Source organism: Pseudarthrobacter sp. 10T415, assembly GCF_056394175.1.
In genome coordinates this window covers 22,793-32,722 of record NZ_JBFTHJ010000026.1, presented here as the reverse complement: position 1 = coordinate 32,722, position 9,930 = coordinate 22,793, and the positions used below count along the sequence as shown (strand labels likewise).

Below are 9,930 nucleotides of genomic sequence, written 5' to 3'. Positions count from 1 at the left end.
AGTAAAACAAAAACAGACACAACCAGACACCACGGAAATAACGCGGAACCAGGCTGCACAAAATTTGAAACCAGCTAAAAACACCATGCACACCACGGGGTGGCGGCACAGCACAATCAACCAATTCAATAAAAAATTGGTATCAACAAGCTTGGCACACTATTGAGTTCTCAAACAACAGACACATTCGAATATTCCCGAAACAAATCATTTAGCAATGAATATCTATTCCGTATTTCTTCGCTGCGATGTTTCAATCTTATTTCATTCAGTTTCACTTTTGCAAATCCGGTTGTTTTCCCGGAATTCACTCTGCGAAACTGAATCCGCCCAGCGAAAAGTGAAGCATTTCTTCGTTCCATGCACCGCATGGCCAAGAATCGCTTCTCAATATCGGTTGGGGGTTTGTCACCACTCAGCGGCGGCGACTCAGAAAACAATACACGCCCCTCCGTGGCCGCGCAAATCGGCCACAGAGAGGCGTGCAGGTGGTAGGTTTCGCTCCCCCGCTACGGGACCAGCACTTCCACCGTTGCCAGGTTCTTTTTGCCCCGGCGGAGCAGCAGGTACTGACCGTGGAGGAGTTCTGATTCAGCAATGACCGTTTCCGGGTCCAGCACCTTTTCGTTGTTGACGTAGGCACCGCCTTCACCAACAGTGCGGCGGGCTGCCGACTTGCTTTCCGACAGGCCGGACGCCACCAGCAGGTCCACAATTCCCAGCGCGTCCACCTGCACCGTGGCGGTGGGGAGCTCGGATGTGGCTGCCTGCAGGGTCTGCTTGTCCAGGGCGGCAAGGTCACCGTTGCCAAAAAGGGCGGCGGACGCGGCAATGACCTTCTCGGTGGCCTCAACCCCGTGCACCAGCGAGGTCACTTCGAAGGCAAGCTTCCGCTGACCCTCACGGGCGAAGGGACGCTCGGCAACGGACGTGGCAATATCCTCGATTTCCGCACGGGTGAGGAAGGTGAATACCTTAAGCCGGTCCACGACGTCGGCATCTGCCGTGTTGAGCCAGAACTGGTAGAAGGCGTAGGGGCTGCACATGCCGGCATCGAGCCAGATGGCATTCCCTTCGCTCTTGCCGAATTTGGTTCCGTCGGAGTTGGTGATCAGCGGCGTTCCCAGGGCGTGGACACTCTTGCCCTCCACCTTGCGGATGAGCTCGGTGCCGCTGGTCAGGTTGCCCCACTGGTCCGAACCGCCGGTCTGCAGCAAGCAGGCGTAATCACGGAAAAGCTGCAGGTAGTCCATGCCCTGGAGGATCTGGTAGCTGAACTCCGTGTAGCTGATGCCCTCGTCCGAGCTGAGGCGGGACGCAACGGCGTCCTTACGCAGCATGGTGCCTACGCGGAAGTGCTTGCCCACTTCGCGCAGGAAGTCGATGGCGCTCAACGGCGCAGTCCAGTCCAGGTTGTTCACCATCCGGGCGGCGTTGTCCCCCTCGAAGCTGAGGAAACGCCGGACCTGGGCCTGCAGGTACCCAACCCATTCCGCCACGGTGTCCTTGGTGTTCAGCGTCCGCTCCGCCGTCGGACGGGGATCGCCGATCATACCCGTGGAGCCTCCCACAAGGCCCAGGGGCTTGTGCCCGGCGAGCTGCAGCCGCCGCATGACCAACAGCTGGACCAGGTTGCCAAGGTGCAGGCTGGGTGCGGTGGGGTCGAAGCCGCAATAGTACGTGACCGGTCCGCCGGCGAGAAGCTTCTCAAGCTCGGCTTCGTCGGTGGAGACGTGGACGAGTCCACGCCACTTCAGCTCCTGCCAAACGTTGGCGAAGGTGGGGTCGTTCTGTTGCGTTTCGAGGCTGTTGATGTCTGGCACGCCTTCTAAGTTAGCAGTATCGCAGTGCCCGGATCAGCGGACGATGCCGGCCGGGACAGGCTGCGCCGCGATCAGCCGCAGGCGCTGCGTGGCGCGGGTCATGGCCACGTACAGGTCGCCCACCTTGCCGTGCTCGTGGTTCAGCATGGTGGAGGGCTCCAGGACCACCACGCCGTCGAACTCCAGGCCCTTCGCTTCGCGGGGGCTGATGACCACGATGTCCTGCTCGTAGCTGCCGGCACCGGTACCGACGCGGCGCCCGTACGCCGACCGCAACGCGGACGTGGCGGCCGGCAGCAGCTCACCGTCGGCAATCACGGCGAGCAGGCCGCCGTCGAGCGCTTCCAGCTCCTCCGGAAGGACCTCGACGAGGCGGCTGACCACCGCGCCCGCTTCCACTTCGTCAACGATTGGTGACCAGCGGCCCTCGCGGACGGCCTTGGGGGCGGACACCACCAGGCCGGCGGCGTTTGCCATCCGGACCGCGGCCTCGGCGATCTGGGACGGCGTGCGGTAGTTGACGGTCAGCTCCTCGAGCTGCCAGCGTTCACCGAACATCGGGGCCAGGGCGCCCTGCCAGGAGTTGGCCCCGGCCACGGAACTGGTCTGGGCAATGTCGCCCACGATGGTGAAGGACTTCAAAGGGCAGCGCCGGACGAGGAGCCGCCACTGCATGGGCGACAGTTCCTGCGCTTCGTCCACCACGATGTGTCCAAACGCCCAGGTGCGGTCGCTGGTGGCACGCTCCGCGGCCGTCTGCCGGGTTTCCTGTTCACGGTTCTGCTCGGCCAGTTCCTCCGCCGACATCAGCGGGTCCACGCCCGCCAATTGCATGTTTTCGAGGGTCTGCTTGGCGTTGGCGAGGTCCCGGGCACGGTCGTGCTCCTGCTGGGCAAGGCCGCGCCCGGCGGCGGGATCGAGCTCGCCGAGCAGTTCGGCTGCCTCGTCCAGCAGCGGCACGTCCGCTTCGGTCCACGGCGCGTCCGCGGGCCGCCGCAGGAGGTCACGCTGTTCCGGCGTTAGGTGCGGGGTGCAGAACTCCAGGATGGCGGGCTTGCTGAACAGCTCGGAAATCAGCTTTTCCGGCGTCATGGGCATCCAGCACAGGTTCAGGGCGATGCGCACGTCCCGGGCGGTACGGACGTCTTCGGCCAGGTAGGAGCGGTCGGCATTGTTGCCGATGTTGTCCGCTTCGATCATGTCGGTGAGCTGTTCCGTCAGTTCGCGCAGCAGGATCTTCACGAACGTCACGCGGGCCTCATTGTGCGGCTTCCCGGTGGAACGCGCCCGCTCGCGTGCGCGGCGGACCTGCCGCGGCGTCAGGGTCAGCTTGCGGCCGTCCACTTCAAGGATGCGGTTGGCTGCGGGAGTCCGCTGGCGGTTGGAGACGGCGTTAGCCACGATCTTCGCCATGTCCAGGCGGCCCTTGATGGCGGCGACGTCCGGGTCGGCTTCGGGGACCGCGTGGATTCCGGGCATCAGGCGGCCCACGCTGGCCATCACGACGCCGGTCTCACCCAGCGAGGGAAGCACGCGTTCGATGTACTTCATGAACGACGACGACGGGCCCACCAGCAGCACGCCTGCGCTCTTGAGCCGGTCCCGGTGGGTGTACAACAGGTACGCGGCACGGTGCAGCGCCACGGCGGTCTTGCCCGTACCGGGGCCACCCTGCACCACCAGGGCGCCCGAAATGGAGGAACGGATAATCCGGTCCTGCTCCGACTGGATGGTGCTGACGATGTCCGACATCCGGCCGGTCCGCTTGGAGTTCAGCGCGGCCAGCAGGGCACCCTCGCCCTGCAGGGATTCGTCGTCCGAGAGCATCGAGGCATCCAGCACGTCGTCTTCAATGGCCTTGACTTCGCGCCCCTGCAGAATTAGGTGGCGGCGCCTGCGGACACCCTGCCGGTCGAAGGCGGTGGCCTGGTAGAAATGCCCGGCTTCGGGGGCACGCCAGTCCACCATGAGCCGCTGCAGGTCCTCGGTGGTGAGGCCGATCCGGCCGATGTACTGCTCTTCGCCGGAGTCCAGGTCCAGGCGGCCAAAGACCAGGCGGTCGTCGACGGCGTCCAGCTGGGCCAGGCGGTCTTCGTACAGTGCCGCGAACGCGTCGCGCTCCGAGACGTTCTGCATGGTGCCCACGGCACCGGACCGGCGCACCTGTGCCAGCTGCCGGCGCTTCTCCTCACGGAGCTCCTCCAGCCGGGCATACAAGCCGGCTACATACTCACGTTCGTGGGCCAAATCGGCGTCGAGCATTTAACGTTCCCCTATCGCGCAAGACAGACCGTCCATTCTACAACCATTTCCGTTAACGCTTGTGAAACCCGGCGCTCCCGGACACGGGAGGCTTTCGCGCCCTGGACCGCGGCTGGGCCGCCTTGTACGCGGAGACCGTGGGGTCGCCGGTGAGCCAGAAGCGCCAGGCGTACTCGTCGGAACCGCCGGCGCCGGATACGCCCACCCGGGGACCGGAACTGATGTCCGCTGCCGGCCCGGACGGAAGCACCAGCCGGAACGGCGCGGCCAGGGCATCCCGGCCGCTGTCCGCCGTCGTCAGTCCCAGCGCCTTGGCGAGCCGTGCCGGCCCCCTGGCAAGGTCCGCGGGCGTCTTCGACGTGGGCCGCCTGAGCTGTGCAAGGCCAACGCCCTCCACGATTTCGCCTGCACGCAGCAACAGGGCGGAGGCAACGCCTTCGGGCCCGCAGACGATGTTGGTGCAATGGTGCATGCCGTAGGTGAAGTAGACGTACAGGTGCCCGGCCGGCCCGAACATGGGCGCGTTCCGCGGGGTTTGGCCGCGGAAAGTGTGCGATCCCGGATCCGGGTGCAGCGAGTCCTCCGGCCCCAGGTAGGCCTCCACCTCGGTGAGCCGGACGGATACCGGCCCCTCGCGGGATTCGTGGGTGAGCATGGCCCCCAGCAGGAGCGGGGCCAGCTCCCGCGCGTCTCCGGTGAGGATTTCCCGAAGCGACCGTCCCGCCGTCGACGGATATTCATTCATGGCCAGACCCTACCCAAATCCCGCGAAACTTACCGGAACACCGCGGCGGGCCGGGCTGCACGGAGGTGTCCGATTTCCGCTAGTGCACGCCGCGTGCGGCTGGCAGGATGGAGGAATGGACTTTTGGCAGCGCTACCGTGCCATCGATGCGCGGGACACCCGCTTCGACGGGCAGTTCTTCACGGCTGTCCGGTCCACCGGCATCTACTGCCGCCCTTCCTGCCCTGCGCGGACGCCCAAAGCCTCGAACGTGACGTTCTACGAAACGTCCGCTGCCGCGCACGACGCCGGCTACCGGGCCTGCAAGCGCTGCCTCCCGGAAGCTGTGCCCGGAACTCCGGCGTGGAATATCCGCCAAGACGTCGCCGGCCGGGCCATGCGCCTGATCAACGACGGCGTGATCAACCGGGACGGGGTGGAGGGCCTCGCCGCCCGGTTGGGGTATTCCTCGCGGCAGCTGAACCGGATCCTGACCCAGGAACTGGGCGCCGGTCCCCTGTCCCTGGCCCGGGCTGGACGCGCACAGACCGCCCGGACGCTTCTGGTCTCGACGGGCATGAAGCTGGCCGACATTGCGTTTGCCGCAGGTTTCAGCAGCGTCCGGCAGTTCAACGAAACGGTGGCGGAGGTCTTCGCCATGACGCCAACCGCCCTCCGGGCCACCGCACGGCCAGGCACCGCTGCCGGCGGTACCACGGCCCTGAGCCTCAGCCTTCCGTACCGGCGGCCCTTCGATCCGGGCATCTTCAGCTTCCTGGCCGTGCGCGCCATTCCCGGCATCGAGGTGGGAACGCCCACCTCCTACGCCCGGACGTTACGCCTCCCCCACGGCGATGCCCGGTTTACGGTGGCGTACGACGGCGGCGCCCGGGGGCGGCCGCTGACTCTCGCCGTCGGCGCGGTGGACCTGCGCGACCTCCCCGCACTGCTGAGCCGGGTCCGGCGGCTGTTCGACCTGGACGCAGACCCGGAGGCGATCGACGGAACCCTCGGCGTGGACCGGAGGCTCGCGGCGGCGGTGGCCGAGACGCCGGGAATCCGGATGCCCGGCGCCCTCGATCCGCAGGAACTTCTGGTCCGCGCGATGGTGGGCCAGCAGATCACGGTGGCCGCGGCCCGCACGGCGCTGACCCAGCTGTCCGCAGCAGGCAGCCCCAGCAGTGCTCCAGCAGAGGGACTGGACCGGCTCTTTCCCTCGCCCGCCGAAACCGCGGCAGCGGGGCACCTGCTGCGCGGCCCCCGCCGGCGGACCGAGTCCCTCCTGAACGCTGCCTCAGCCATGGCTGACGGCCGGCTCCAGTTCGGCTACGGCGACGACCTCGCAAGCCTCACCGCGGCACTGCTGCCGCTGCCCGGCGTCGGGCCCTGGACGGTAGGCTATGTGGCCATGCGCGTCCTGGGCGCTCCGGACATCTTCCTGGCCAACGACGCAGCCGTCCGCAACGGGATACGGGCCCTCGACCCCGGTGGAGGTGCCGGCGGAGATGCCGCCCCGGACTTCCGCGAGGTCAGCCCGTGGCGCTCCTACGCGACGATGCACCTGTGGCGCGCCGCGGCCAGACCCCGACAACCCATCGATAAACGCGAAACCCCCGCACCCGTGAAAGTGATGCCATGAAAGCCCAACTGCTGGAAATGTCCACCCCGGACGGCCCGTTCACCATCATCGCCAGCGACGGCGTGGTGCTGGCATCGGGCTGGACCGCCGGACCCGCCGGCCTGACCGGGCAGATCCACCCTGCGCTGCTCCCCGCATCGATCGAAGAGGTGACCGGCCTGGGTGGGATTTCGGCCGCCGTCGACGCCTTCTACAGCGGTGACCCCGCACCGGCCATGGCCGTACCGGTCCTCCAGCGTTCCGGGCCTTTCCGCTCCCATGCCTGGGATGTCCTGCGGGAGGTCAAACCCGGCTTCCCGGTGACGTACACCGAGTACGCTGCGCTGGCGGGCAACCCGAAAGCCGTCCGGGCTGCGGCCAGTGCCTGTGCCTTCAACGCCGCAGCCCTGTTCGTTCCGTGCCACCGGGTGGTCCGCACCGACGGCAGCCTGGGCGGGTTCCGCTGGGGCCTGAAGGTCAAGGAAAGCCTGCTGGCGCGCGAAGCTGCCTGATCCCGGCGCCCTTAATGCCCGGGATGCCCCATCACCTGGAGTCCCTATACCCGGGTGTTAGGGACTCCAAGTGATGGGGCAACGATGGGTTCTATTTGGCGGCAGGGGTGGCGGCGGGCCAGGGCAGCAGCTCCGGAAGGTCCGTGCCGTCGGCGTTGGCCGAAGCACGGAGGCTGCCGAGGCTGGGTTCCCGGCCGGCCAGCCAGGCGGCGAGGTCGGTGAGCATGCCGTTGACCACGGTGGACCGGTTGCCGCTGCCCAGGGAAACGGGCGGCAGTCCAAGGGGCTGCAGGAGGAGTTTGTCTCCGGGCTGCACCCTCGGTTCGAGGAATTCGAAAAGGTGGCCGCAGAAGTCCCTGCCCCAGGTTTCGGGTCCCCTGCCGGTGAGCAGGTCCGCGTTGTGGATGGTGAGTTCGCGCCACAGGGCCAGCCCGCCGTCGAGCACCACTCCCCCGCGGTAGGCGATGGGAGCCCACCATCCGGTGCGGTTGGCGGACGAATCCTTGACCCCGGGGAGGGCATCGAAGGCCCGCAGCGCCCGGTCAATGCCGGTGGACAGGTCGGCCTGGTGGGTGGCGGCGTCGTGGCCGGCCGCCATGTCGATGGCCCGGTTGCGTCCGTCCATGCCGCCGTCGTACAGCTCCACCGTCTCTCCGCGGGCCGCGTACTCCAACTGCCGGGCCATCGCGTTGGAGATTCCGGTGAGGTGCGCCAGGACGTGGCCGCGCGTCCACCCGGGAAGGGCGGACGCCGCCTTCACGTCCGCGTCCGTGAGTTTGGCGACGTCGGTGGTGAGGTCGCCGGCGGCCTTGTGGAGCGCGGGAAGCAGGAGGTCCGGTGCGGGAGCTGTCATGGGGCTCATCCTAGTCCGCGGGGGTGCCGTTCCGGCCCAATCGGTGCCGCACGTGCCGGCGGTCGTTGCTGGCCTGCCAGAATTCGTATTCCGTTGGCTGGACGGCGTACAACTGCCAGTCCGGATTGCTGCTGCCGTCGTTGCGCGGGCGGTCCGCCCAGTCAAGGGCGGATGCCTCAGCCGACAGTTCGGCCACCGGACCGGCCACCCGGACCTGCCGGCCCTGGGACGACCAGTAGAAATTCATCGCCGCCTGCGGGGCAGCAGCTAATTCCTTGCCCTTGCGGGAGGTGCGGGACGTGGCGAAGTGCCAGCCGTCGTCGTCGATGTTCTTCAGGATCAGCATGCGCGACGACGGCTGCGGGCTGCCGCCGGAATCCTCACCGACGGTCGCGAGGCTGAAGGCGTGTGGCTGCGGTTCGCCCGCCGCCAGCGCCTCATCCAGCCACTTTTTGAAGAGTTCTGCGGGGTCCTGCGGCGCTGTGGCGGGGTCGAACTCCGGAAGGCTGGCCGGGAAGTCCGGCAGGGCGCGGAGGAAAGTGCGGAAGGTTTCGCTCATGGCGCCATGCTAGCGGGAGCGGTCCCGCCAAAGGTCCAACGCCCGCTCACTTGTTGGCCCTTAAGCGGCAACGCCCGCTCACTTTCGCGAAGAGAGTGAGCGGGCGTTGGCGTGAGAGCCGCCAGAAGTGAGCGGGCGTTGAAGCCCTATCCGGCGTACCCCCGCACGCCGGCAAGCTCGCTTTCGAGGGCGGCCAGCTGGCGTTCGACGGCGGCCGGTGCCGTTCCACCCTGGGAGTTGCGGCTGTTGAGCGACCCCTCAGTGGACAGGACGGTGCGGACCTCAGGGGTGAGGTGCTCCGAGATGGCCGCGTACTCTTCGTCGGTCAGGTCCCACAGCTCAACGCCGCGGGATTCAGCCTGCTTGACGGCGGCACCGGACAGCTCGTGCGCCTCGCGGAACGGCACGCCTTGGCGGACCAGCCATTCGGCAATGTCCGTGGCCAGCGCGAACCCCTGCGGTGCCAGCGACTCCATCCGCTCCCGGTTGAACGTGAGGGTGGCGATCATGCCGGATACTGCCGGGAGCAGCAGCTCCAGGGTGTCCGCGGCGTCGAACACCGGCTCCTTGTCCTCCTGCAGGTCGCGGTTGTACGCGAGCGGCAGGCCCTTGAGCGTTGCCAGCAGGCCGGTCAGGTTGCCGATCAGGCGCCCTGCCTTGCCGCGGGCAAGCTCGGCCACGTCCGGGTTCTTCTTCTGCGGCATGATCGAGGACCCCGTGGAGTAGGAGTCATGCAGCGTGACGAAGGAGAACTCTTTGGTGGCCCAGAAGATGACCTCCTCGGAGATCCGGGACAGGTCCACGCCGATCATGGAGCAGACCCAGGCAAACTCGGCGAAGACATCGCGGGCGGCGGTGCCGTCAATCGAGTTGTGCGCGGCCGAGAAGAAGCCGAGGTCCGCTGCCACGGCCTCCGGATCCAGCCCGAGTGAAGATCCTGCCAGGGCGCCGGAACCGTACGGCGAGACGCCGGCACGTTTGTCCCAGTCCTGGAGCCGCTGGACATCGCGCAGCAGCGGCCAGGCGTGGGCCAGCAGGTGGTGGCTGAGCAGGACCGGCTGGGCGTGCTGCAGGTGCGTGCGGCCGGGCATGGCCACGCCCTTGTGGGCCTTCGCCTGTTCCACCAACGCGTCGATGGTGGCCAGGACGCCCCGGGCAATGATGCGTGCGTGGTCGCGCAGGAACATCCGGCCCAGGGTTGCCACCTGGTCGTTGCGTGAACGGCCGGCGCGGAGCTTGCCGCCCAGCTGGGCACCGGCGCGTTCGATCAGTCCGCGTTCCAGCGAGCCGTGGACATCCTCGTCGGATTCCGCGGGCAGGTAAGCGCCCGAGGCAACGTCCTCGTCCAGCTGCGTGAGCGCTGCGAGCATGCCTTCGAGCTCGGCAGCGTCCAGCAGCCCGGCCTTGTGCAGCACGCGGGCGTGCGCCTTGGATCCGGCGATGTCGTAGCGGGCCAGCCGCCAGTCAAAGTGCGTGGACTTGCTCAGCGCGGCCAGCGCATCCGCGGGGCCGCCGGCGAACCGGCCGCCCCACAGTGCCCCGGTGTTGGTTGCTTCTGCTTTTGGCTCAGCCATAGAAG

General features: G+C 67.3%; 8 protein-coding genes. 2 read left to right on the top strand and 6 right to left on the bottom strand.

From position 1 onward, the window contains the following. Positions 1 to 509: 509 nt before the first annotated feature. Genes tyrS through AC1DBN_RS20360 form a run of 3 tightly spaced genes read right to left on the bottom strand, consistent with a single transcriptional unit; the run spans position 510 to position 4,830 of the window. Positions 510 to 1,823, bottom strand: a complete 1,314-nt coding sequence (tyrS, locus tag AC1DBN_RS20370) for a tyrosine--tRNA ligase (RefSeq protein WP_314215872.1) — start codon at positions 1,821 to 1,823, stop codon at positions 510 to 512. Between the two features lie 33 nt (positions 1,824 to 1,856). After that, positions 1,857 to 4,085: a HelD family protein gene (locus AC1DBN_RS20365; RefSeq protein WP_477724071.1), complete on the bottom strand. Its 2,229-nt coding sequence runs from the start codon at positions 4,083 to 4,085 to the stop codon at positions 1,857 to 1,859. A 52-nt stretch (positions 4,086 to 4,137) separates the two neighbouring features. Further along, a complete protein-coding gene (locus tag AC1DBN_RS20360) occupies positions 4,138 to 4,830 on the bottom strand; it encodes a DNA-3-methyladenine glycosylase (protein ID WP_477724070.1) in 693 nt (230 codons plus the stop codon). A gap of 115 nt (positions 4,831 to 4,945) precedes the next feature. Here AC1DBN_RS20360 and AC1DBN_RS20355 point away from each other — a divergent pair, with 115 nt between their 5' ends. Together AC1DBN_RS20355 and AC1DBN_RS20350 are read left to right on the top strand one after the other, a co-directional pair. Then, complete coding sequence (locus tag AC1DBN_RS20355) at positions 4,946 to 6,448, top strand: AlkA N-terminal domain-containing protein (protein WP_477724069.1); 1,503 nt, start codon at positions 4,946 to 4,948, stop codon at positions 6,446 to 6,448. After that, a complete protein-coding gene (locus tag AC1DBN_RS20350; protein WP_477724068.1) occupies positions 6,445 to 6,939 on the top strand; it encodes a methylated-DNA--[protein]-cysteine S-methyltransferase in 495 nt (164 codons plus the stop codon). Before AC1DBN_RS20355 ends, AC1DBN_RS20350 begins: the two co-directional genes overlap by 4 nt. A gap of 91 nt (positions 6,940 to 7,030) precedes the next feature. Here AC1DBN_RS20350 and AC1DBN_RS20345 read toward each other — a convergent pair whose 3' ends face one another. The 3 genes from AC1DBN_RS20345 to argH all read right to left on the bottom strand — a co-directional run bounded on the left by AC1DBN_RS20345 (position 7,031) and on the right by argH (position 9,925). Continuing rightward, entirely contained in the window at positions 7,031 to 7,792 is a 762-nt protein-coding gene (locus AC1DBN_RS20345) for a maleylpyruvate isomerase family mycothiol-dependent enzyme (RefSeq protein ID WP_091719391.1), read from the bottom strand. A gap of 10 nt (positions 7,793 to 7,802) precedes the next feature. Beyond that, a complete protein-coding gene (locus AC1DBN_RS20340; RefSeq protein WP_477724067.1) occupies positions 7,803 to 8,351 on the bottom strand; it encodes a pyridoxine/pyridoxamine 5'-phosphate oxidase in 549 nt (182 codons plus the stop codon). A gap of 146 nt (positions 8,352 to 8,497) precedes the next feature. Next, positions 8,498 to 9,925 carry an argininosuccinate lyase gene (gene argH, locus AC1DBN_RS20335; protein ID WP_477724066.1) on the bottom strand — a complete coding sequence of 476 codons (1,428 nt, stop codon included), beginning with the start codon at positions 9,923 to 9,925 and terminating at the stop codon, positions 8,498 to 8,500. Between the last annotated feature and the right edge of the window lie 5 nt (positions 9,926 to 9,930).